This window comes from bacterium, from assembly GCA_021371935.1.
Classification (GTDB): Bacteria; Armatimonadota; UBA5829; order UBA5829; family UBA5829; genus UBA5829.
Genome location: JAJFVF010000013.1, coordinates 46,255 through 69,473, shown reverse-complemented (window position 1 = coordinate 69,473; position 23,219 = coordinate 46,255). Strand labels below are relative to the sequence as shown.

Here is a 23,219-nt window from a genome sequence, read left to right as displayed (position 1 = left end):
ATTGTGCTTTGAGTCTCAATTTGACATGTAACAAATCTATTCCTTCAGGGTATATACTACTTGACAAACGAACATCTGTTCGTTACAATCCATATGACAAACTACTGCGCAGAGGTAATAAGCGTGGAAACAGCGGCGGTTGATGAACAGATCCGCGTTGGAGCAGCATTCGACAAAGGTAAGGCAAAACCTGTCTGGTTTCTGTGGCGCAGCCGGTACTATAAGGTCGGCACAATTAATTTTGCATGGAGCAGCAACATCGGCTCGGCAAAACTCAGGCACTACTCCGTAACCGTCGGGGCCAACATGTATGAGATTTGCTTCAACTCGCTGACTCTGGAATGGACGTTGAGCAAGATATGCTCAGGATGATAATATGACAGACCGCACGATCATACTTGTGGATATGAATGCATTTTTCGCCAATGTGGAGCAGAGATGCAACCCAGCTCTGCGCGGCAAGCCCGTGCTGGTAGGCGGAAGCCTGGCGAAGCGCTCAGTCGTGGCTGCGGCAAGTTATGAGGCCAGGCCATATGGCATCCACTCGGGAATGGCGACTTTCCAGGCAATCGAAAAGTGCCCGGATGCGATTATCGTGACCGGAGACACTACAAAGTATTCCGACACCGCCCGGCGTATATTCGATATTTGCGGCGACTACACAGACCTGATGGAGATATATTCCATCGACGAATGCTTCCTGGATGTCACACACACTCAGGAGCGCTTCGGCGGGGCATGGAAAATTGGCCGTGCGATAAAACGGCGTATTCGAGCGGAGTTCGGGCTGACATGCTCTGTGGGTATTGCGCCGAATATAATGCTTGCCAAGCTCGCCGCTAATATACAAAAACCGGACGGGCTGGTTGAGATCAAGCACGAAGACGTCAAAAATCTGCTTGAAAGCCTGCCCGTGGAAAAGCTCCATGGCATCGGCGAAAGGCTCAGGCTCCAACTCGAAAAAATGGGGATCACCACCGCAGGCCAGCTCGGTCGGACGCCCAAGAATATACTCAAGCTGAAGTTCGGGGTGCTCGGCGAAGCGCTGCATGGGATGGGCAACGGCATATATAACCCAGCGATAATCCCATATTACGGCAAGCCGGACATCAAGTCTGTGAGTCACTCCTACACTCTCAGCCGCAATACGCGTGACCTCGACCTCGTGGCTCGCCACTTGCTGAGGCTTTCGGAGATGGTCGGACGCAGGCTCAGAGAGCAGGGTTTCGCCGGAAAGACTGTCACGCTCGTGATCAGATACGCTGATATGCATTTTGCCGGCTACAGGAAGACTTTCAGCCGATACTTCGATGATGGATTCGATATATATCAAGCGGCCATGTCGATCTTCGATCAGCACTCCGACAGGCGCGCTATCCGGCTGGTAGGCGTGTGTGTCTCCAGCCTGGCGAAGAATGCTCACCAGATGAACCTGTTCACCGATCCCCGCGGCCAAAACCTCTTAAAGGCGCTCGATGCGATCAATGACAGATATGGAGAGTTCGCGATCAAGCGCGCCAGCCTGGTGGGGATAAAGGCTCTGGAGAAGGTTCATGGGTTCGACAAGAAAAAATTCTCATAAAAATGCCTCTGCACAGGTCTGCAGAGGCATCAAGAGGTAGTTAGATTGAAAGAGGTATCACTTCTTCATCCGAGCAATGACCCCACCGAGAACGCCAAGGCCGCTTAGCAGTGAAAGCAGGCTCGACGGCTCCGGAACCGTGGGACCATGGACCGGACCATCACCCAGCCCTACCGGCATCGACCAGTTCTCGACCGCGCTGCTGGAATTGATAAACCAGCCGACGTCATGCGGACTGTTGGGGTTGTCGAAGCCGAATGTCGCACTCGCTATACCCTGACCCGTAGTGTCAGTCCAGACCGCGCACCACTGGCAATAGCCGTCGGCAGACGATATCTGACCATGGGGTGTGAATTTATCCGCATGGTCTTCGAGAATGCTGTAGATATTGAAACTCCATCCAGCAGGCATCAATATGTTCGAATAATCCGCAATGTTCGGGTCACATGTGCCCACATGGAACTGATAGATCAGCCCGTCAGCCACGCTGACATCATACTGGTAATTGCGAATTCCACCGCCTCCGCAGATATTACCCTGACAAAGAACCGATGCACTAAACGAAAATGCCGGAACAGCCGCCACAACAAGCACAAGCATTATGATCGGCAGCAAAACTCTGTACATTTCTTTTCCTCCCTTCTCCTTAAGATATTGTGATACACTTGCATTCCACTGCCACACTTGTATCACAGTGACGACCAACCTGTTCTTTATATCCTAAGATTTGACGTTTGTCAATGGTATTGTTGGGAAAGATTTTATGACAGAGAATATTTTTCAGCCGACAAAAATACTGTCATGCACTGTCCGCTACAGAGATTTGTTCCAGAAGACTGCGAGCATCAGATACGAAACCCGACATCGAATTAGCGAGTTGATCTAGTACAGTGACCCATTCATTAAGATGCTTCTCGCCATCCGGGGTAAGTTCATATAGTCTTTTCGCCGGACCGGCACCGCTGACATCCCACTTCGAGATTACGTAGCCGTTCTCTTCCAAACGCCGCAGTGTGCGGTACAGCGCCCCCGGCTCGATGATCGAGTCCGTCAGGGAATGCTCACCGAGTGCCTTTCCAAGCTCATAGCCATAGGTCTTGCCCTTCTTTTTGAGCAGATATAGCACTACCGGCTCCACAAATCTGTATAAGTTGCCCATCGCACATGTGCACGGCTCTCCCGGTCCATGGCGACGACAGCATCGTCTTGGCATTGCATCAACTCCAACATTATTGTCTCGGCGGGGCTTGACCGTAAGTCCCCGCCGAAAACAATTTGATTCTACAGTCCGGTATTCGGATTAACTACTTCTTTTGACCGCCGCGATATCCCATGCCGCTTCCAGACCCGCCCATAAGGCAGCCTGCGCCGTTCATGTCACACCCGAGACCCAGACCCATGCCCATTCCTGCGCCGAACCCGGGTCGGCTCTTTACCAGGCTGCGCAGTTTTGTCTTCTGGTCTTTTGTCAGCACACTCATAACTGAAAATGTCCGGCTAACCATTGAATTCCTGATCTTCGCTCGAAGCGTGTCAATCTGAGCGATCTTGCCGCGGATAGCGGACTCGCTCGGCTTTTCAGCGGTCCAAAGCTGCGCAAGCTCTTTTAGACGCGTCTGTAACTGTGTGCGTGACGTCTGAGTATCCGCAAGGTATTTGCTGCGAATACTCTGGAGCTTGGTCGTCTGTGCATCAGTAAACTTGAGTTCACTGACTGCAGGGCCAAGACCTAAACCAAGGCCTAGACCGCACGGCTGACCGGCACCCTGTCTGGCCATGCCCTGCCCCATCCCAGCACGGCCGCGCTGGGCGATTGCAGTTCCGGCGGCTACAACAATTACCACTACCAAAACAACAGCAAACAACTTTGTCTTCATTGTCCGTCGCTCCTTTGAATAGGAATTATTCTGCATTTTACCTTATAAGCTTAGTGGTCGCAAACATTTTCACCAGTTTCGAGCGTGCCGTTAAGATAAGCCATCACAACGCTCTCAGGCTCGGCAGGCTGCGCGCCGGTGATTACTTTTACCCCGGACTGCGAGAAGAGTTCCTGCGCATGCTGACCCATTCCGCCCGCGATTACCACGCTCACGCCCTCTCCGTGGAGCCATTTGGGCAAAAGACCCGGCTCATGCGGCGGCGGGATCAGAATCGTCTTCGCGATGATCCTATTCTCATCGGGGTCGACTTCAAATATCGCAAACTTCTCACAGTGGCCGAAGTGCATGCAAAGCTGGCCGTCGGACGTAGGAAGTGCTATAAGCATTTTCTGTTCCTCCTTGCTTTTTGGTGTCAGGTTTTCATTGAGCGTATCGACAATACTCTCAAACGCTTTGGCTGCGGTGGAGTCGCCGTATTTGTAGATATATGGAGTGCCGTCGTCACCGGCGGATACAACTATCGGGTCAAGCGGCACACGGCCGAGGAATGGTACACCCATTTCGATCGCCATCTGCTCACCGCCGCCTGATTTGAATACATTGACCACTTCGCCGCAATGCGGGCAGACAAAACCGCTCATGTTTTCGATCACGCCGAGCACAGGCAGTTCGAGCTGCTCACAAAACCGTATAGACTTGCGGACATCGGCAAGTGCCAGATCCTGAGGTGTCGTAACAACTACCGCGCCATCCGCACCCTGCAGGGTCTGGATGACCGACAATGGCTCATCGCCCGTTCCCGGAGGGCAGTCTACTATCAGGTAATCGAGGTCGCCCCAGTCTACTTCCTCGACAAACTGCTTTATCACACCGGCCTTCATGGGTCCGCGCCATATCACGGCATTGTCCTCACTCTTGAGCAGAAAACCGATGGACATCACCTTGATGTTGCCGACCTGCGCCGGGGTCATCTTAACGCCGTCCGATTCGAGCACGTGGTTGTCCAGATTCAGCATCTTGGGAATGCTGGGACCATGGATATCGACATCCAGCAGACCGACACGGCTGCCATTGAGGCCCAGAGATACGGCCAGGTTCACCGCAACTGTGCTCTTGCCGACGCCGCCCTTGCCCGAAAGGACCACTATTTTGTGCTTGATGCGCCGCAGAGTCTCCTCGCGGTTCATCATCTCCATGAACTCATCGACGCTCTGCGGGCTATTGGCTGCGCATGAGCCGCACTCATGCTTGCCGTCACAATTCTCATTACAAGACATTTATTACTCCTTGTGTTCCAGCTGACCCCATATATCCCGGATCAGTCTGCTTATATTATTATCCGAATACTGCGTGATACTCATGCCAGCTATCTGCGCCTTTGTGACGTCAGGGTCATACGGCAGACGACCGAGCATCTCTATATTATGCGACTCTGCAAAACCGGCAATCTCATCGGACTTATCCGAGTTGATATCGCATTTGTTTATAATCAGACTTGCGGGTATCTTGAAATACTCAACAAGCTCCGCAACCCGCTTTAGGTCATGCACGCCCGACATGGTCGGCTCGGTCACTATTACCGCCATGCTCGCACCCGTAAGCGATGCAATTACCGGACAGCCTGTACCGGGAGGACCGTCGGTGAGCACTATATCCGCTCCGACAGACTCGGCTATCGATCTCGACTCATTTCGTATCAGGGTCACCAGTTTTCCAGAGTTTTCGCCTCCGGCTTTCAGCTTGGCATGCACCATCGGACCGACATGCGTCCTGGATACGAACCACTGCCCTGAAACATCATCTTCCATGACAATCGCATCAGTAGGGCAAAATTTTGCGCATACTCCGCAGCCCTCGCACTCGGTTGGGTCAATCAAATAAGTCTTTGCAATCAGGTCGTTTGCCGGACCGTTGAGACTCACCGCTTCAAACCTGCAGATCGACTCACATTTGCCGCAGCCCATACATAGGCCTGGTTCGATCCTCGCGCATTTGCCGCCTGTGAAATCCTCGGTGCGCTCGATTTGCGGCGAAAGCACCAGGTGCAAATCGGCGGCATCCACATCACAGTCCGCAACTACTATATTTTTTGCAAGAGTGGCAAATGCAGCGGTGATGCTCGTTTTGCCTGTCCCGCCTTTGCCGCTTATTACTACGATTTCTTTTATCATTTATCCGAAGCCGGCTTCTTGCCGGACGCGATCCATACGTTATTTAGTGTGAGACTGTGACACTCTACATTCACAAAGTGCAATTTCAGTTGAGACTCGATCCCCTGCGAATCCATAGCGCTTCTCTCATGCAGGCCTTTGTCGTGGTCCTTATGCAGAATCTCCATGACCTCGAAACCTTTTGTGTTGAACTCCATTATAACCAGCTTGCCGCTGTCGGCGCAGGCTTTGGCCATCTCGGATATCACCAGGATCGGGTCGGCAAAGTGATGGATCGCATTTGCGCACATTACTGAGGCGAACTCGCCATCGTATGCCATATCGGAAGCGTCCAGATCTATAAACTTCACACTGCCAAGCCCACTTTCTTTAAGCCGGGCTTTTGCTCTTTCGAGGGCGTCCGGGTCTATGTCGCCCGAAAGCACATTATAGCCTGCCTGCGAAAGAGTAGAGGCCATTCTACCGGAACCCGTCGCAACATCGAAAACCTGCTCATTCGGATCGAACGCGGCAAGCTTTACAGCCTGCATATACTCGCCGAGTATGCTGTAGCCCATCTCTGCTATATACTTGTCATTTTCAGTTTCCGCAATACTCATCAAATTTTCCTTTTATGGCCGCAGCCAAATCCGTGAATTGTGCCCGGCACTCAGGAACCGCGCACACAGCCATTTCGCCCCTCGAATATGCCTGCGCTATTCGCCTGTCATCCGGGATTTTCATCAGTATTTCTATCGACTCGCCGCGGCAGTAGTCAAAAACGGCCTCATCGCCCGCATCGGCTCTGTTGACAACCACTCCGAATGGCAAATTTAATGCCTTGAGCATATCCACTGCCAGCTTGAGATCGTTCACACCGAATGGAGTCGGCTCGGTAACGAGCACAACATAATCTGTGCCTTTCACCGCTTCGACCACCGGGCAGGATGTGCCGGGGGGCACGTCTATTATCGCGATCGAATCATCGTCTATGCGTTCCTTGACATATTTTATCACAAGAGGTGAAAGCACTTCGCCGATGTTCAGCATTCCATTGACAAACATAATATCGCCCGCTCTGCCCTGCTCTATGAACCCGATTTCACGCTGAGTCTCGATCAGTGCGCCGGTCGGACATACGAGCGAACATCCTCCGCAGCCATGACAGAGTTCGGGAAATGTGAGCACACTCTTGCCGAGAAGCACAATTGCATTATATCTGCATATGTCCTTACACTTGCCGCAGACCGTGCATTTCGACTCGTCGATTACCGGAACGGGAGTAGTGACTACAGCGGTCGACTCGATCTGCGGTTTCAGGAAAATGTGCCCGTTAGGCTCTTCAACATCGCAGTCGAGATACTGCACCCGGTGCGTGCTCGAAAGAGCAAGTGCAAGGTTCGTACTGACGGTCGTCTTTCCCGTTCCGCCTTTGCCGCTGGCTACCGCAATTATCATATCAGCGTGCTCTGACCATTTTTGTGCCGCACTTGGGGCAAGTTTTCTCCACGCATGGCACGCCGCGCTCATGAGCCTCGCGATGTCCGCACGATGGGCATACACAATCGCCGCCCGGTCCGGCAGATGCGCGTCCGCCGCCCATTTGACCTCTTCCTCGACCTCCAGCAGGTCCGGTTCCGTCTCCTCTTGGCATGATATGACTCCTTTCTGAAACTAATCGATTACCAGTGTCCCTGGACGTCCGCATTCTCGGCGGGCTTGAGCTCACCACTCTGAAATGCGGCCAGTGTCTGTGATATACTGCCAGAACAGCCTGTATAGACTTTGATACCTGCGGCACCAAGCACTCTGAATGCCTTCGGACCGCAGTGACCGGTCAGCAAAACTTGCGCGCCGCTGTTCGCGAGCATCTGGGCAGTCTGAATTCCTGCCCCCTGGACTGCATTAAGGTTCGGATTGTTCTCGATGGACTGCCATGAGTCTGAATCCGAATCGTAGATCATGAAGCTGTGGGCGCGGCCAAATCGTTCGTCCACATTGGCTTCGACATCAGGTCGCATCGCTGATATTGCTATTTTCATTTTTCCTCCGATAAAAGACCGAGATGATCGGCCATGGCATAGCGCAGCGCATCGATGCCGAGATTTGAACAGTGCATCTTCTCCTCCGACAGACCACCCAGATAGTTCGAGACGTCCTCTGGAGTAAGACTCATAGCTTTTTCAAGCCGCATACCACATGCAATCTCAGTGGTGGCGCTGCCGCTGGCTATGGCTGCAGGACAGCCCTTGCATAAAAAACCTATGTCGACGATTGTCCAATCCTCGACTTTGATACTGATACACATAAAATCGCCACAGCCCGGGTCGCCGATAAGACCGACACCGCTCGCACCATCGACCAAGCCAACATGACGCGGATTTGTGAAATGGTCCAGGACCTGCTCGCTATACGCCACTGCGTGACCTCATGAACCGCCCGGACGCAGAGGCTCTCACCTTTGCGCGCTGAGTTATGCTCGCATCGAGTTCATAGACACGACCGCGCGTACTTATAAGTGCGGCCTCGACTGTCAGGCTCTCATTTATAAACACGTTCTCATGAAACTGCACGTTCAGGCGCACCGTCATTGCCTCGACGCCATGAGCAAACAGGCAGTTGGTCATCGCGCAGTCCAGAATGGTCGCCACTATTCCGCCCTGCACTATGCCCGGATAGCCCTGATAGCGCTCATTGATTACACACTGAGCGCCCACATGGCCATCATCGTATTTTGTGAACACAAGCCCCAGCCCGCCTTCGTTCTCAGGACCACAGGCGAAACAGTGACGGTGACTTGTGCATGTCAGCACGACTTTACAGGAACTCGCCAAATTGTATTCTCCACCTATATGTATATTACACTTATAACATACTGCAAGGAAAACGTCAACCCTGATATGAGGAAAAATCAGCCTCTCAAGCGCATGCGAATTACATCCGCAATCACTCTGAGAGCACCCCTGAACGGATGGAGCTTGGAGCCTGCCATATGAGACCATTTCACAGGAATCTCGGCTGTTTTATAGCCCAGTTTCCGCGCGAGAAAGAGCACCTCGACATCGAACCCCCAGCCGTTTATGAAGCATTTTGAGAAGATTTTACGGGCGGCATCGCCTTTGAACAGCTTGAACCCACACTGAGTGTCTTTAATTCCTGGAACTGCAAGCATTTGTATAGCCAGGTTGAGCGCTTTGCCCCCGAGTTCACGATACAGAGGTTGGTGAACTGGAATTTCCGCGCCCTTCACTGCGCGCGAGCCTATCGCGACGTCATAGCTGTCCTCAATCGCACTAAACAGTTTCGACAGCTGATCTATTGGAGCCGACAGATCGACATCAGTGAAAGCTATATACTCACCGCGCGCAGCATACACGCCCTGTCGAACGGCATAGCCCTTGCCCATATTATGCTCATAGCTGACAATCCGAGTCGAACCGTTGCCTATCTTTCTCGCTATCTCGAGCGTGCCGTCAGTGCTGCCGTCATCGACCAGAATAATCTCGTATGACTCATCCTTGCTGTTCAGATATGATTTTATCTCGCCCAGCGATTCGGTAACCCTGGTCTGCTCGTTGTATACAGGAACAATTACACTTATACAAATGTGTGAATCACCATTGTCGCTATTCAAACAATGCCTCCACAAACCCTCGCGGATCGAAGTCCTCCAGGTCATCGAGACCCTCGCCGGAGCCTGCCAGTTTGATCGGCAGACCCAGTTCATCCTTGATCGTCACCACAATGCCGCCCTTGGCAGTGCCGTCAATCTTGGCAAGCGCGATGCCCGTAAGCGGGACTATATTCATAAACTCCCTCGCCTGAGTGACTGCATTCTGGCCGGTCGTGGCGTCCAGAACAAGCAGTGTTTCGTCTGCATCGCGTCCAAGTGTCTTGTTCACGATCCGTCCGACTTTCTTAAGCTCCTCCATCAGATTCGTCTTTGTGTGAAGCCTGCCTGCAGTATCGATTATTACCACATCTGCCCTGCGGGCAATCGCAGCCTGCAGAGAATCGAAAACGACCGCTCCGGGGTCAGCACCGGGCTGATGTTTGATGATCTCGACGCCTATCCTGTTCGCCCATATCTCGAGCTGGTCTATAGCTGCGGCTCGGAAAGTGTCTGCCGCCGAGAGTATTACCCGCTTGCCATGGTTCTTGAACCTGTTGGCGAGTTTTGCAATGGTAGTGGTCTTGCCGACGCCGTTGACCCCGACGAACATATACACAGCCGGAACGTGCTCGGGAACACTTATCCCCTGCCCGTCACCTTCGGCTAAAATTGCCACAAGCAGTGACTTGAGGTGATCCCTGATCTCATCGGACTCGCGGAGCCTCTCTTTTCTGGTGATGTCCCTGAGAGAATCTACGAGTTTTGTGGTGGTGTGTATGCTCAAGTCCGCCTGGATCAGCAGTTCCTCAAGCTCGTCGAAGAGTTCATCGTCGATCGGACGCCGCCCGGTGAGCAGTTGATCGACTTTGCCGAATATACCTTTGAACAGACGCATAACGCGGCCGCAATCCTCCATATACGTAATCGAAGCGGCGCATACGCAGCGCCGCTTTTAGTCAAGTATAACGTGGAGTGCGGTGATTGTAAAGTTTCATCATAGTTGGCAGTGTTGGCAGTAGACGGTTTGCGGTTCAGGTGGGTTTTGGGATTTACGGAGCAGCCCAACACATATTTTCTGGGTTTTAGGCCTATTCTGCGCTACTCAAATCCCGAAATACCGAAGCATCATATTGCATAAGGCGGCTTCGGCAGCGGTGCTCGATATATGTGTCAGAGTTGACTGCTATTCACTGCTGCCAGAAGCAACGAAATTAGCCGTTCCCGCAGCATATAATAGTTCTGGTGCGACGCCTCACTTCTTTTTCTATTGGATTGATAGTTCTCACTTTTTGTTAAAAATACTCAGGCACAGTTAAGATATCCAGCATCTCCTCGATGTTAGGAAGGCCTTGGAGCTTTAAGATTCTTTCATCCAGGAACGGAGAGTCTCTAGACGCACGCCATTATCTCCGTGAACAGGATCATAAGCATAATCATTCAACTGCTTACATGGGAAACTTTCGCATTCCCCGCAATGAGAATGGCTTTTTTTATGCAACATAAGGCGACCGGACAATCTCCGTGAAAAGGATGACCATTTGATTCCAAGCATCCTTTGCATCCGCATTGTTTTACTAAGTCACATTTTGAGCACTGCAAACCACATCTTGATTCTATCATTTTAGATAACTCTACCTCCTGGTAACTTAAGGGCTATGCCTTACGCCGTCTCAACCCGATAAGTCCTGTCAAACCGCCAAGCAAGACGATAATTGATGAGGGCTCAGGAACAGATGAATATGCTTGGAAGACACGGAACCCCATTTCAAGGTAATCGTAGTTCGCATTGGTGAAGCAGCGTTTCGTAGACCGCAACGTCTGGCCGTTTCCGCCTTCGGTGCCATCGAAGCACGAACCACCGCGCTGGCCGCGAGAAATATCATACAAAGTATCGTTCCACTCCCACAAGTTGCCGCCCTGGTCGAACGTGCCATACGCGCTTACCGAGTTCTGAAACTCACCAACAACAGTGGTGTACTTGCCTGAATCTATCGGATAGGAGCCGTAGCCATTATAGTAGTTGGCATTGTTGCCTGATGGGTCTGCCATATCACTGCCAGGGGCAGTGTTGCTCTGAGTTGAATACAACCAATAACCAGCGTCTGTGCTGCCTCCCTTGTAGTAAGCAGCCTTATACCACTCATCCTCACTCGTCACGGCCCATGTCCAACCGGCATTGCGCTGAATAGTATGTCCATCATCTCCGGTGTAGCCGTCAAGAGTGTATGCTCCATCTTCAGTGGTTGTGGCATCCTGTGCGCCCGTCTTCTGGCCGTTGCCCAGCCAGTTGGTGAATCGGCATGCATCCCAGAAGCTCACATAGTTCACAGGGCGGTTTGTGAACGCGGCGTCCACTGTGTACGTGTAGTTTCCCGACGATCCGCTACGGCTGATTCCGCTGCCGTAACTCGTGTTCGCCATGTTCGTGTTATACAAAGTGTTGGTGTCCGTCTTAGCCACAGCATTCAGAAATGCCGTATACTGCCCGGCGGTGACTTCATACTTGCCGATATTGTAGGTGTAGGATACGGAACCATAACCAGTTGTCCCATCACTCATCACACAAGTGTCAGCGGCGTTACCAGCATCGCCAACAGTAACGGTGTCAATGATAATTGCCTGAGCGCCAACACCCAAGCCCAGCAGTGCAAGCGCCGCTGTCACTGCAAACAGCTTTTTCATTTTTCCTCCTCCAATGTTTCGTGTTGTGACCTTTGCGGCGTCTGCTGCTCCGCTTTGGTCTGGGTCAAAAAAAGCATCTGCTAATATTATGCTCCCCCCTCCAGCGAATTTGTCAAGTGGAATTTGGCGTATGAGCGTGGGGCGGCGAACAACTGGTATTATTACCAGGATAGGTGCCGATGCATCAAACACGCATTTTCTAGGCTATAGGCTATTCTGCACTCCTCCTCAAATCCCGAAAAACCTCAATACCTCCCTGAAAACACTGTTTGCGGGCAGGAATGCCCGGTATATGTGGGTCGGGGGCAAGAATACCCCCGACCATCAACCTTTTACACACTAGAATTGACACGACCAATCACAGTTGGCAGTTGACGGTTTGCGGTTCAGGTGAGTTTCAAGATTTCCGGGGCGGCCCAACACGAAACGAACCAACTCAGTGGTTCCAAACTATCAACGTATGGTTCACAGCAGATTCTTCGCATTCGCTCAGAATGACATGATTTGGAAAGTCTTTCGGTTTTGTAAACGGTTGTCGCAATCTGAATATTGCAAAGTTCTGTTTCGAGCGCGATCAGATATCGCGCCCAAACATCAGGTTTGCATTTCAGACACGATCAGATATCACACATGATCCGGGACTCTGACTATCAAACTCTCCAACCATCAAACCAATTGTCAGATCAGGTGGCACAAGGATAAAGCATCTGCTATAATATGTGTGTATTCTCCACAAAGAAAAAGGTGATTCTCAGATGAGTGAACAGCAGAAATCCACATGGCGGACCAAAGTCGGCCTGGCAGAAATGCTCAAGGGTGGCGTAATAATGGACGTCACTAATGCCCAACAGGCAAAAATCGCGGAGGACGCAGGAGCAGTTGCAGTAATGGCTCTTGAGCGTGTCCCCGCCGACATACGTAAAGAAGGCGGAGTCGCCAGAATGTCCGACCCGCTCGTGATACAGGAAATCATGGAAGCAGTCACCATCCCGGTGATGGCTAAGGCTCGTATAGGCCACTTCGCTGAGGCTCAAGTGCTCGAAGCGCTGGGAGTGGACTATATCGACGAGAGCGAAGTTCTCACACCCGCCGACGAGTCTTTCCATATCGACAAGCATCAGTTCAAGGTTCCGTTCGTATGCGGATGCAGAGACCTCGGTGAAGCCCTAAGGCGCATAGGCGAAGGCGCTGCCATGATCCGAACCAAGGGTGAGGCCGGATCCGGCAATATAGTCGAAGCCGTCCGCCACATGCGCACTGTTACCGCTCATATGCGCAAGATTCAGAATATGCGCGAAGACGAGCTTATGGCCGAGGCAAAGAACCTGGGCGCGCCGTATGACCTGGTGGTAGAGATTCACAAAACAGGCAAACTCCCTGTGCCAAACTTCTCGGCAGGGGGTATCGCAACACCGGCTGATGCATCACTTATGATGCAGCTTGGAGCTGAGGCTGTGTTCGTAGGATCGGGTATATTCAAGTCAGAAGACCCCGCGCCGCGCGCAAAGGCTATCGTAGACGCAACCACACATTATATGGACTTCAAACTGATTGCCGAACTATCCAAGGGTCTGGGCAAGGCTATGGAGGGCATAGATATACGACAACTCGACGAGAAGGACCTTCTGGCAAACAGAGGTTGGTAAGTCATGTGCTCGGTAGTATTGGACAGTAAAACCATTCATCAAGATTCACATAACTGCAGCCCGGTGCGCATTGGCGTGCTCGGGCTGCAGGGCGATTATCAAAAACACCTCGAAATGCTGCAGATGATCGATGGTGTCGAGACTAAGATCGTCCGCACCGCTCAAGAGATCACCAATTGGTGTGACGGCCTGATTATCCCCGGTGGCGAGAGCACCACTGTGGGCAAGCTTATGGACCGCTATGGTGTGGATAAAGCTATCAGGCAGCGTGTTGCGGACGGCATGACAGTGTTCGGCACGTGCACAGGAATGATCCTGCTTTCAAAAGACATAGAGGGCAGCGAGCAGCATCGGCTGGGTCTGATGGACACGTCCGTCCGCCGTAACGCCTATGGTCGGCAGTTAGACAGCTTCGAGACAGACCTCAATATCAAATGCCTCGATGGCGGAGCGGTGCGTGCCATATTCATCCGTGCTCCTCAGATAACCAAGGTCTCGGGCGATGCTCAGGTGATGGCATGTTTGGAATCAGGAGAGGCCGTAATGGTGCGCCAGGACAACTGTCTGGCGATATCGTTTCACCCCGAACTCACTGCGGATACCCGCGTGCATGAGTATTTTGTCGAGATGACTCGTGTTGTTTCGGCAGCAGCTACGTCCATGCAAATTACTCAATAGCCACCAAGTCCACTGCCGAAACCACCGGACAGGATAAGCGATCATATACAGATTGGGATGTGCGGTGGCTTAGGACACTGGGTATCGGTCTTCATCGTAAGATCATATCGTATCGTTCACACTAGTCAGTTTGCAGTGTTGATCCAGGCGATATCACTGGAGAATACTATTGAATACTTCTACTTATCACCTCTAGTAGTCAACTCACATGCAGCAACGGGAAAGCCATATGTCTTGTACCATTCATCCTGCCGCGAAAGCTTACTATCGACCTCGTCAGTTGGAACGTCGAAACTCTGCGCAAGTTCAAGTTGGTTGAGCGAGGTAGCTGTCTTTGAACTGAAACACTGCACGTACAGCACACTCATAACAGTATTGCACGAGTAAACGACCAAACCTTGCTTCAATGACAAGTCACTTTTGGTAGTCTTGCTGATGTTTCCTGGTACAACGTAGCTGAAAGGGCGCCAGTTGGGAGTCGCATCAACGCTTCCAAGCAAACTTATGTAATCAAGCATGTTCCTTACAATAGTCTTGTCTCTCGGCGGTTTGTAGACAATTTTCAGTTTCACAGAATATATTAGTTTTATGCCTTTGCCTCTGGATTTGTAGCATGTGAGCTCAACCGCTGGATAGCCGTCTTTCGTATGCTTATTACCTTGGGCAAGTGTATACACTTTGTCACTTCGGCCTTGAGGAAACAAAACGTCATCACGCGTCGATAACGAGTTCCAAGGTCGGACATCTTTTCCATATTGGCGGTTTATTTGCATGAGAATTTTATACCGCGCAAGAGCTAATGGCTGATGGGCAATTGGCGATGATCCGGTTGATCCACAACAACTTACCTCGCTATTGCTCAATTCATGGGATGCAGTTGCATTCTCACACAAGCTTACAGTTACCAATAACATAAGCAACAGTATAAGCAATGAAACAAGTATCAATCGACGGCACAATCGATGCTGCGATAACTTGAAAAGCCTGCTTCTTGTTGCAATCACAGTGGCACCCCTTTTTCTTGTAACAATGCTCTAAGGCATCCTAGTTGCTCAGCACTTCATCTCTCTGTCAACCATAACCAAGTCCTGCTGAAGCTTGATTATCTTGCCCTCAGGATAATAGCCTTTTTTGAGTGAGACATTCGGATATATGAGGTTGTTTCTGCCTATCAGGCAGGCAGGGTTCGTCACTACATTACAGCCCGTCTGGGTGCCGTCGCCGATTATAGCTCCGAACTTGGCCAAACCGGTATCATATACTTTTCCATCTATTTCGACCTTGATTGAAGGTCGTTTGCCGGTCTCCATATCCTTTACACTTACCACGGGCAGGTTGGAAAGCACTGTCCCGGCACCCAGATTAACCCTTTTGCCGAGGATGCTGTCACCGACATACGCAAAATGCGGGCACTGCGAATAGTCAAACATAATCGCGTTTTTCAACTCGGATGCGTGGCCCACGATACAGTTGTTTCCTATAATGACGTCGCCGCGAATATAGGCACCATGGCGGATCTGGCAGTTTTTACCTATGATAGCCGGACCCTGTACGAAAGCTCCGGTCTCGACCACCGTCCCCTCGCCTATCACAACAGCATTTCGATCGTCCACATATGCACCGCTCATCACCCTGCCGAGGATCGTGTTGTCGCCATCGACGCTCATGATATGTTCAAGTGCTATCCTGCCGACTCTCGAAAGTGCTTCCCATACATACTCACAGTTATCAAACAACGATTTGAACTCAAAATCTTCGAGATCGAAAAAGTCCTGTGCTTTAAGCATTCCCAGCTCCTCTTCTATCCATCTCTCTTGGGGAAATTATAGATGCACAAGCGTGGGAGTGTCAACTGCCAATAGAATGAAGAGTGTTTGTACACTGTCATTCCGAACTTGTAATCCGAATTGCAGAATTTTATTTGTAAAGATGTAGCTGCAATTCGGATTAGTGAGGAATCTGCTTTTGAAAACTTATCAGGTTTGACAAATACTATGGTTCACAGCAGATTCCTCGTCGTTCCTCCTCGGAATGACTGGGATCGAACACATAGCACAAGCGGTTCATGCCCTACACCCTATACTCGCCACTCGCTTATCGCACCAGATAACCAAAAGCGTAAAGATGAACCAATGATCGGCAAAATTCCCTGTGCTACATGCTGCGCTATAAATGACAGAATGCACACCGAGCACACATTATGTGTCAACAACAAAACATCATGTTTATCTGACCATAGCATTCTGGGTATGGTGTTACCAATATAGATGCCTGCTAATCACTAATTGCTCAAGAATGCAGGCACATAAAGCCACAATACATAGCATTTGGCATGTCACCAGTCGGCAGGCGGCTTGGTTTTCGGTTTTTGGGCCGCTTATTGGTAATTTTGGAGGAGGAAAAGGATGAAAACATATGTACGCCTTATTCTCTCAGCTCTGATTCTCTTATGCTGGACGCCCTCTTTTGCGGTCGTCTTCGTCTCAACAACAGGCAATGACGGAAACACGGGCTTAAGCTGGGCGCAGGCAAAACGTACTATCCAAGCGGGCGCCACTCTCGCCGCTTCACAGCCCGACCTTACAGTGTGGGTCGAGAAAAATACTGTTTTGGTAACCGCATATGTGGAGAACATCACAGTTCCTACAGGTGTGCTGATCTATGGAGGGTTTGACGGCACGGAAGACCCTGCAACGTTCAATCTCGATGACCGTGTGTTTAGCCCGCCGACGGTCGTGCAACCACTTGTCTCCACAACAAGTATCTTTACGACATCCGGCACGAACCGTATTGACGGCTTCACGATTGAAAATGGCGCTGCACTGCTGGGCGGAGGAATAAAAACGACTGACGGCACCAGCCTGATAGTGGCGAACTGTATATTCAATAACACTACATCGCATTACGGTGCCGGTATTTATGCACAGGACGGTTACTTGTCGGTCAGCAATACTGAGTTCTCAAATGAATCTGCGGCAGACTCGGCAGGTAACCCTGGAGCATATGGAGGCGCAATCTATACAAATGGAGCTACTCTCATAGTTGCGGATTGCATTTTCTGGGGAGATAATGCCCAGATATATACAGTAGACCCGGGCATTACGCAAGGCGGTGCCATATATGCCGAAGGCGGCACTAGTGTCACGGTCCAGCGTTCCAAATTTACCTATTGCAACTCAAGAGTCGGCAATGTTACGATGTGTCAGTCCTATGGAGGTGCAATATATATTAAGGGCGTAAATGCGCAGATAAAGGACAACATATTCTACGACTGCGGTGCTCATGGCGCGGGTGACACTGAGACATCCTACGGCGGTGCGATAGCTTTTGAGAACCCCGGCATTCCCAATATCATCAACAATACATTCTACGGCAATTCTGTTACGCCCAACGCCGGTCTGGTCACTGACACTGACCGGCCGTATGGTCTTGGCGCAGCTATATACCTTTCCGGTTCAGGACCGGCCATTGTTCTCAACAACATCATCTCCCAATCGCGGGGAACGGCGGTCGTAAATGAAGGAATGACAGTCAACTTCAACTATAACCTGCTCTGGCATAATGCGGGCGGCGATATATTCGGGTTTAGCTTTCCATTCTATAGCACTAACCCAGCGCTCAATAAAGACTTCAATATAATGAAAGACCCGCAGTACTACGACAAATACGCAGGTGACTTTCATATCACATACGGTTCACCGGCAAAGGATGCGGGCTACAATACTGCAGCAGCGGGCACATATGACATTGACGGCGAGACCAGAATAATCAATGGGACCATAGACATAGGCGCTGACGAATTTCACGATACCGACAATGATGGTGGTGCGGATATCGTCGATCCGCAGCCACTTGTGTTCAACCTTCCGGACACGGATGCGGACGGCATATCCGACATATTCGATAATGCTCCGACCACCTCGAACCCAACTCAAACCGACTCCAACGGGGATGGAATCGGAGATGTCGATACGCCACTTTCGACCGGAGCATCACCTCTTGCTTACTATGTAGACGGCACTGTCGTATCCAGCGGTGACGGCACAACATGGGCCACGGCATTCAAGACAATACAGGAAGCCATTGATGCGGCGGACAGTCATAACCAGACTGGTTGGACGCAGAACTACGTTGTCTGGGTGCGAGGCGGTCCGGCAGGTCAGACTTACTATGAAAATATAATGATCTGGCATGGAGTGGCTGTATATGGCGGGTGGTCCGGTTTTCCAGTCTCACCCACTGACGTGCCAAGCCCGTATCCGCTGCGTGATCTGATCACCAATCAGACTACGATTAATGGTGGAGGCTTCGATTCCGTTGTTGTAATAGCGCATCTGCCTCAGGACAGATATCTTGCCGAGCCACTCAAGACTACATATGACAACACACACAGTGTGCTCGATGCATTTACGGTAACAAATGGTGACGCCGAACTGGGCGGAGGCGTGAGTATATACAAAGAGTTTGCTGATGTATCTTCATGCCAAATCAACGAAAACACAGCGGCTCTGGGCGGAGGAGTATACATCTATGACAGCTCGGCGATCATAGGGGACGGCATCACTCCGCCTCCGGCAACACTCTTGAGTGGAGACACCACGATATACGGCAACACAGCCACCGGAGTCGCCACATATGCCGGTTATGGCGGCGGCATATATACCGAACAGGGTGCGCCGACTATATTCGCCGAGCGCATAGAGGACAATACAGCGTTCTTCGGCGGTGGGATTGCATCACGTGAATCAGCTCCGATCATTGTAGAGAGCCTGATCGGATGTTCCATAATGCCAAATATTGCATTGGGTGACGGTACCGGTAACGGCAAAGGAGGCGGAATATATCTGGACAATGGCTGCGACGCCGCAATGAACAAACTCACCATAGTCTCCAATGCCGCTAATGGAGCGACAGGCCAGGGAGGCGGAATATATGACGCAGATTCCAACTTCAGGCTGAGAAACTCCATAGTCGCATTCAATACGGCAGCACATGCAGTGGCAGCACAAAGAGGCGGCGCGATATTCGCCACTGGAACCCAGCCGGTAATGACCGATCCATGGTGCTATATCACATATACTGACTTCTATAATAACTCAGCAACACAGTTCGTCGGGCTTCCCGACCCGACCAGCGCATCTCCTATACCAGAGTGCCCATTGACCAACCTGGCGGTCGATCCACTGTTTGTGGACCCGTCCACCTGCAATTACAGGCTTGATGCTGCTTCGCCGCTTATTGGAGCGGGTGATCCGGCTGACGGCTCTCCGAATATGGGTGCATTCCAGGAAGAAGACCCGCCCGTGAGCATCAGCGAAGCCAAGAAACTCGGTAATGGAGTGCTCGTGGAAGTCTCCGGCGTGGTGGTGACTGCCGTATTCGATGATGGGTTCTATGTGCAGGAACTCGACCGCATATCGGGAATTAAAGTGCGGACATACTCGCCGACTGTCAGTGTGGGTCAGATGGTGAAAGTCGAAGGAGTGATGACCACCACCGGCATAGAGCGTGAGATCATGAACCCGAAGGTCACTCTATTGAAAGCCGCGGCCGGAGAACTCAAACCGCTGTGCATAAGCAATTCGGCGCTCGGTGGCGGCTCATTCGAGGGTCAAACGGGTGTATGGGGCTGGGAGATTGTTACTGGTCCCGACGGCAAAAGCGTAAAACAGTGGAAGTCGGCAAGCGGGCTAAACAACATAGGGCTGCTGGTAACCACATGGGGAACGGTGAAAGAGTTCATCAATGAGGCGCGCCCATATATGTTGATAAATGATGGGTCTCTAAACGATGTGAGGGTGTATCTGCCTGATGATGCGCTTGACCCGGAGATCGGAAAGACGGCTGTCGTGACCGGGATATCGACTATTGTGTCGAATGACAGCGGTTCGACACTCAGAGCTGTCAGGTCGAGAACGAGATCGGACCTGACATACTACCCGCAGTGAAAGCCTCCGGCGGGTAAATGATCTAGCCCGGATTTATGCGTGAAGCGCATAATCCGGGTCTCCGAGAGCATTATTCACGCTTCTCGTGAATAATGCAGACTAAAACGGCGCGAGGATGCTTCTCGTGCCGTTTTTCTATGTTTTCAGGAAGAGATATTTCTACGATCTCCGAATCCCTACCCCATTTTGGCTTTAAGGCGGTCACCTACCTGTTTGTTCGTATTTTCGTTACTCGTGCGTTTAACCCTGGATTGTTTTCATCGAAATGGTCATGCGGCGTGATAGGTGTGTTATACTATACGGTCGACGTAATTGATTTGTATGACGAGGGGCAAATGAAAAAGAATATCGGCACATATCGCACTGTCTTCGAGCTTGTTCTGATAGTGCTTCTGGTGATATCGACCGCGCATAAAGAAGTGCGCACGCAGTCGTGGCGTGGTGAGGTCATATATCGTGTCCCGACAAAAGAGAAAGTCTGTGCGCTCACATATGATGATGGACCTCACCCTAAGTATACTCCCGAGATACTGGCTATTTTGAAAAAGTATAACGTGAAGGCCACATTTTTTATGATCGGCAGTGACATGCAAAAATATCCCGATGTCGTTCAGGATGTGCTCGAACAGGGCGATGTGATCGCGAACCACACATATACTCATCCTCACAATATTGAAGTTGACACTCAGGCCCAGGTGATCAAAGAGCTCGAAAAATGCGAGGATGTGATCGAGCAGATGACTGGCAAGCGGGCGCTTTTGTTCAGGCCGCCGCGCGGTATGATCGATGGCATGGTCTTCAGTATAGCCGAAGAAGAAGGCTATCGGACCGTGCTCTGGACTGTATGTGCGGATCATCATGACGCGCCGACCCCTGAAGCGATGGCGAAGCGTGTGATTCAACATATTCGCCCGGGAACCGTAATACTCGCGCACGACGGATCATTTCCCAGCAGGTGGAAAGATGTCGCAGCCACGCCTCTGATAATAGAGGGATTAAAGAAGAAAGGCTATCGTTTCGTGACTGTGCCGGAGCTGATCGAGATAGGCAAAAACAGCAGCGAACCAAAGTTCAGTCTGTGGCCGTTTTAGTCCGGGATTCTCATTTGGTCGATTCTTCCTGCACAACCTCCACTATGCGGCCGTCCAAGCGAGATACCGTGCAAATTCCATTCACGCACACCATCGCTCCATCCGCCAAATCCGACGGCGCCGCGAATGGAGAGACCACCTGCACTCCACCAGCCAGTGAGCCGTCCGATATCACAAACGAACAGCCGCTGCTCGCAGACAGCCCGGATACCCTGCCCCAGACCCTCACGGGCAGCCAAATGTTGGATGCGCCGGTCAAATCCGCATTGCATCCGCCAAGCGACTTGTTGCTCATAGCAAACCTGCGCACACTGCCGCCGCTTGTCTGCCCCGTAATAGCTGCGCGCCATATCACGGGTCCATAATATCGTTCGTCCTGTCCCAGAATGCCGGTTGCTGTGACAATCTCGCCAACCGCTGCGCTCGACTGCCCCGCAGCCGGGACAACACGCACGCAGAGCACACCGCCGTCATGTTGAAGATAGAAGCTGTTATCCGGGCTTACGCCAGTCACGGTGCCGGAAAATCCTATATATGCGCCCTGTTGATACTTTAGGACATCGGCCGAACCGGCTGATGCAGCCAGCATTATACAATTAGATACGGACGAATGCTCACCGGTCGTGAACTCCGCTCTGACGGCGGCATAATACACGCCATATTCAGTAACGCTGAAGGAGGCATTAACCTCCGCGCCCGGGTCGGCACTGGTCGCCACAGTGCATGCCGATGATGCCTGGTCCCAGTTATCATCGGTAATTGCAGCCTGGTCAGAAATACGCACCTCATATGATGTCACAGGGTTGGAGGTCGTGCCTATGGCAGTCCATGCCAGATCTATATCTGTGCCGTTTATTCTCTCAGCTCTGAGGTCACTTATCTCTTCAGCCGGCTTCAGCCAAGCTCCCCAGAATATCTGATAGTTGGTCAGACCGGACACCCAGGTCACCAGGTCATCGCACACACGCAGGTTATATTGATCGCCGGTTGCATTTGTCACCACAAACTCTTCACCGCTCTGCCAGTCATAGCCGTATATATCGATCCCGGTCGATGAGTAATTGCGCGCATCTTGCCAGAATATTGTGTTGCGACCTGCCTCGGGATGCGGGTCGTCAGCCGAAGTGAGGGCGACCTGCCTAACCTCGCCGGTAGATAAGTCCATACCCATAATCAGCCAATCATCGCCCGACTGCTGCGCCCAAGCGACCATGTCGGCGCATACCGAAGGCTCGTATGCATCGCACTGCCGGATCAAAAACTCGCCCGTGCCTCCGAAATATCTGCCGCATATACCGGTGATCCCCGACGGATATTGAGCCTTATAGACCAGCAGATTGCCATCGTGTGCAAACTGGCTCTTTTGGGTGTCGCTTGCGCACATCAGCAATATCTCACCACTGCTTACATCCACGGTATAGAGGTCAACCGGTGTAATGCCGTTGATAGCATCATCTCGATATTCGCCAAAATAGCATATATTGCCCACCATACCGCAGCCCACTTGGTTCAAGGTGCTTGATTTCGTGATATGCCAGACCTGACTGTCTACATCATGCGAGACCAGCCTATCGAGACCATCGATATGATCGACATATGCCAGCCACTTGATTGCCGATCCGAGCGGAATCCATTCACCAGTCATGGCTTCTTTGAGGTTGAGCTTTGTGCGTGTGGTGGAGCTGTAGTAATAACAGACTCGCCCGGCGGCGAGGTCCTCGGTAATCATCAACCAGTCACCGAAGCGCTGCCACACCAGCACATTCTTGCCCTTTGTAAAGAATTTGAATGGTGTTGCGGTAGACGCCGAAACCGGAGATGACACAGACAGCAGCATAATCGACACGAGCATATGTGATATGCGCAAATTTCCCTCCTGCCTGTCATGCCCCGTGATATGTATGCCAGATTCGTACCATAGGATGGTTTTATCGACTATATTACCGGGT

The 23,219-nt window shown here is 51.4% G+C and carries 23 protein-coding genes and 1 pseudogene; 6 read left to right on the top strand and 18 right to left on the bottom strand.

The annotated features are described in order from the left end of the window. Nucleotides 1–60 precede the first annotated feature (60 nt). Entirely contained in the window at nt 61–372 is a 312-nt protein-coding gene (locus LLG46_10400; protein MCE5323708.1) for a hypothetical protein, read from the top strand. Nucleotides 373–376: 4 nt separating this feature from the next. Further along, nucleotides 377–1,582, top strand: a complete 1,206-nt coding sequence (dinB, locus tag LLG46_10395) for a DNA polymerase IV (GenBank protein ID MCE5323707.1) — start codon at nt 377–379, stop codon at nt 1,580–1,582. Nucleotides 1,583–1,639: 57 nt separating this feature from the next. On the opposite strand, the gene LLG46_10390 is transcribed toward dinB, so the two are convergent. The 15 genes and pseudogenes from LLG46_10390 to LLG46_10320 all read right to left on the bottom strand — a co-directional run bounded on the left by LLG46_10390 (nt 1,640) and on the right by LLG46_10320 (nt 11,907). Continuing rightward, on the bottom strand, nt 1,640–2,209 hold the full coding sequence (locus tag LLG46_10390) for a PEP-CTERM sorting domain-containing protein (protein ID MCE5323706.1): 570 nt from the start codon (nt 2,207–2,209) through the stop codon (nt 1,640–1,642). 172 nt (nt 2,210–2,381) lie between these two features. Next, nucleotides 2,382–2,795: a PadR family transcriptional regulator gene (locus tag LLG46_10385; GenBank protein MCE5323705.1), complete on the bottom strand. Its 414-nt coding sequence runs from the start codon at nt 2,793–2,795 to the stop codon at nt 2,382–2,384. Nucleotides 2,796–2,886: 91 nt separating this feature from the next. Beyond that, the gene (locus LLG46_10380; GenBank protein MCE5323704.1) at nt 2,887–3,459 is read right to left on the bottom strand and encodes a Spy/CpxP family protein refolding chaperone; all 573 of its coding nucleotides are present in this window, start codon (nt 3,457–3,459) and stop codon (nt 2,887–2,889) included. Nucleotides 3,460–3,509: 50 nt separating this feature from the next. Next, entirely contained in the window at nt 3,510–4,739 is a 1,230-nt protein-coding gene (locus tag LLG46_10375) for a P-loop NTPase (GenBank protein MCE5323703.1), read from the bottom strand. Between the two features lie 3 nt (nt 4,740–4,742). Next, nucleotides 4,743–5,630, bottom strand: coding sequence for an ATP-binding protein (locus LLG46_10370; protein ID MCE5323702.1), 888 nt, complete (start codon nt 5,628–5,630; stop codon nt 4,743–4,745). Then, nucleotides 5,630–6,232: a class I SAM-dependent methyltransferase gene (locus tag LLG46_10365; GenBank protein MCE5323701.1), complete on the bottom strand. Its 603-nt coding sequence runs from the start codon at nt 6,230–6,232 to the stop codon at nt 5,630–5,632. The genes LLG46_10370 and LLG46_10365 overlap by 1 nt, the downstream gene beginning before the upstream one ends. After that, nucleotides 6,213–7,070: an ATP-binding protein gene (locus LLG46_10360; protein MCE5323700.1), complete on the bottom strand. Its 858-nt coding sequence runs from the start codon at nt 7,068–7,070 to the stop codon at nt 6,213–6,215. Before LLG46_10360 ends, LLG46_10365 begins: the two co-directional genes overlap by 20 nt. 1 nt (nt 7,071) lies before the next feature. Next, nucleotides 7,072–7,266 (bottom strand): hypothetical protein, encoded by a 195-nt coding sequence (locus LLG46_10355; GenBank protein MCE5323699.1) that lies wholly within the window; start codon nt 7,264–7,266, stop codon nt 7,072–7,074. Nucleotides 7,267–7,294: 28 nt separating this feature from the next. Beyond that, nucleotides 7,295–7,654 carry a NifB/NifX family molybdenum-iron cluster-binding protein gene (locus tag LLG46_10350; protein ID MCE5323698.1) on the bottom strand — a complete coding sequence of 120 codons (360 nt, stop codon included), beginning with the start codon at nt 7,652–7,654 and terminating at the stop codon, nt 7,295–7,297. Next, nucleotides 7,651–8,031: an iron-sulfur cluster assembly scaffold protein gene (locus LLG46_10345; GenBank protein MCE5323697.1), complete on the bottom strand. Its 381-nt coding sequence runs from the start codon at nt 8,029–8,031 to the stop codon at nt 7,651–7,653. The genes LLG46_10350 and LLG46_10345 overlap by 4 nt, the downstream gene beginning before the upstream one ends. Continuing rightward, entirely contained in the window at nt 8,021–8,446 is a 426-nt protein-coding gene (locus tag LLG46_10340; GenBank protein ID MCE5323696.1) for a PaaI family thioesterase, read from the bottom strand. Before LLG46_10340 ends, LLG46_10345 begins: the two co-directional genes overlap by 11 nt. A 77-nt stretch (nt 8,447–8,523) precedes the next feature. After that, nucleotides 8,524–9,246 (bottom strand): glycosyltransferase family 2 protein, encoded by a 723-nt coding sequence (locus tag LLG46_10335; GenBank protein MCE5323695.1) that lies wholly within the window; start codon nt 9,244–9,246, stop codon nt 8,524–8,526. Next, nucleotides 9,239–10,120 carry a signal recognition particle-docking protein FtsY gene (gene ftsY, locus LLG46_10330; GenBank protein ID MCE5323694.1) on the bottom strand — a complete coding sequence of 294 codons (882 nt, stop codon included), beginning with the start codon at nt 10,118–10,120 and terminating at the stop codon, nt 9,239–9,241. Before ftsY ends, LLG46_10335 begins: the two co-directional genes overlap by 8 nt. Nucleotides 10,121–10,582: 462 nt before the next feature. Further along, nucleotides 10,583–10,845, bottom strand: a pseudogene (locus LLG46_10325) (DUF3795 domain-containing protein). A 33-nt stretch (nt 10,846–10,878) separates the two neighbouring features. After that, on the bottom strand, nt 10,879–11,907 hold the full coding sequence (locus LLG46_10320; protein MCE5323693.1) for a formylglycine-generating enzyme family protein: 1,029 nt from the start codon (nt 11,905–11,907) through the stop codon (nt 10,879–10,881). A 755-nt stretch (nt 11,908–12,662) separates the two neighbouring features. Here LLG46_10320 and pdxS point away from each other — a divergent pair. Together pdxS and pdxT are read left to right on the top strand one after the other, a co-directional pair. After that, nucleotides 12,663–13,553 (top strand): pyridoxal 5'-phosphate synthase lyase subunit PdxS, encoded by an 891-nt coding sequence (gene pdxS / locus LLG46_10315; protein ID MCE5323692.1) that lies wholly within the window; start codon nt 12,663–12,665, stop codon nt 13,551–13,553. Between the two features lie 63 nt (nt 13,554–13,616). Next, complete coding sequence (gene pdxT / locus LLG46_10310) at nt 13,617–14,231, top strand: pyridoxal 5'-phosphate synthase glutaminase subunit PdxT (GenBank protein MCE5323691.1); 615 nt, start codon at nt 13,617–13,619, stop codon at nt 14,229–14,231. A 179-nt stretch (nt 14,232–14,410) separates the two neighbouring features. On the opposite strand, the gene LLG46_10305 is transcribed toward pdxT, so the two are convergent. After that, on the bottom strand, nt 14,411–14,935 hold the full coding sequence (locus LLG46_10305; GenBank protein MCE5323690.1) for a hypothetical protein: 525 nt from the start codon (nt 14,933–14,935) through the stop codon (nt 14,411–14,413). A 348-nt stretch (nt 14,936–15,283) separates the two neighbouring features. Further along, the gene (locus LLG46_10300) at nt 15,284–16,018 is read right to left on the bottom strand and encodes a glucose-1-phosphate thymidylyltransferase (GenBank protein ID MCE5323689.1); all 735 of its coding nucleotides are present in this window, start codon (nt 16,016–16,018) and stop codon (nt 15,284–15,286) included. Nucleotides 16,019–16,636: 618 nt separating this feature from the next. On the opposite strand from LLG46_10300, the gene LLG46_10295 reads away from it, so the two are divergent. Further along, nucleotides 16,637–20,179 carry a right-handed parallel beta-helix repeat-containing protein gene (locus LLG46_10295; protein MCE5323688.1) on the top strand — a complete coding sequence of 1,181 codons (3,543 nt, stop codon included), beginning with the start codon at nt 16,637–16,639 and terminating at the stop codon, nt 20,177–20,179. Nucleotides 20,180–20,514: 335 nt separating this feature from the next. Then, nucleotides 20,515–21,270 (top strand): polysaccharide deacetylase family protein, encoded by a 756-nt coding sequence (locus LLG46_10290; protein MCE5323687.1) that lies wholly within the window; start codon nt 20,515–20,517, stop codon nt 21,268–21,270. Between the two features lie 10 nt (nt 21,271–21,280). On the opposite strand, the gene LLG46_10285 is transcribed toward LLG46_10290, so the two are convergent. Continuing rightward, entirely contained in the window at nt 21,281–23,137 is a 1,857-nt protein-coding gene (locus tag LLG46_10285) for a hypothetical protein (GenBank protein ID MCE5323686.1), read from the bottom strand. Between the last annotated feature and the right edge of the window lie 82 nt (nt 23,138–23,219).

Excerpts from the sequence above, each read along its gene's own strand:
- LLG46_10355 (MCE5323699.1), bottom strand. The coding sequence starts at position 7,266 with ATGCCAAGAGGAGACGGAACCGGACCTGCTGGAGGTCGAGGAAGAGGT.
- dinB (MCE5323707.1), top strand. The coding sequence starts at position 377 with ATGACAGACCGCACGATCATACTTGTGGATATGAATGCATTTTTCGCC.
- LLG46_10295 (MCE5323688.1), top strand. The coding sequence starts at position 16,637 with ATGAAAACATATGTACGCCTTATTCTCTCAGCTCTGATTCTCTTATGC.
- LLG46_10365 (MCE5323701.1), bottom strand. The coding sequence starts at position 6,232 with ATGAGTATTGCGGAAACTGAAAATGACAAGTATATAGCAGAGATGGGC.
- LLG46_10390 (MCE5323706.1), bottom strand. The coding sequence starts at position 2,209 with ATGTACAGAGTTTTGCTGCCGATCATAATGCTTGTGCTTGTTGTGGCG.
- LLG46_10380 (MCE5323704.1), bottom strand. The coding sequence starts at position 3,459 with ATGAAGACAAAGTTGTTTGCTGTTGTTTTGGTAGTGGTAATTGTTGTA.
- ftsY (MCE5323694.1), bottom strand. The coding sequence starts at position 10,120 with ATGCGTCTGTTCAAAGGTATATTCGGCAAAGTCGATCAACTGCTCACC.
- LLG46_10320 (MCE5323693.1), bottom strand. The coding sequence starts at position 11,907 with ATGAAAAAGCTGTTTGCAGTGACAGCGGCGCTTGCACTGCTGGGCTTG.
- LLG46_10360 (MCE5323700.1), bottom strand. The coding sequence starts at position 7,070 with ATGATAATTGCGGTAGCCAGCGGCAAAGGCGGAACGGGAAAGACGACC.
- pdxS (MCE5323692.1), top strand. The coding sequence starts at position 12,663 with ATGAGTGAACAGCAGAAATCCACATGGCGGACCAAAGTCGGCCTGGCA.
- LLG46_10350 (MCE5323698.1), bottom strand. The coding sequence starts at position 7,654 with ATGAAAATAGCAATATCAGCGATGCGACCTGATGTCGAAGCCAATGTG.
- LLG46_10375 (MCE5323703.1), bottom strand. The coding sequence starts at position 4,739 with ATGTCTTGTAATGAGAATTGTGACGGCAAGCATGAGTGCGGCTCATGC.
- LLG46_10290 (MCE5323687.1), top strand. The coding sequence starts at position 20,515 with ATGAAAAAGAATATCGGCACATATCGCACTGTCTTCGAGCTTGTTCTG.
- LLG46_10300 (MCE5323689.1), bottom strand. The coding sequence starts at position 16,018 with ATGCTTAAAGCACAGGACTTTTTCGATCTCGAAGATTTTGAGTTCAAA.
- LLG46_10385 (MCE5323705.1), bottom strand. The coding sequence starts at position 2,795 with ATGCCAAGACGATGCTGTCGTCGCCATGGACCGGGAGAGCCGTGCACA.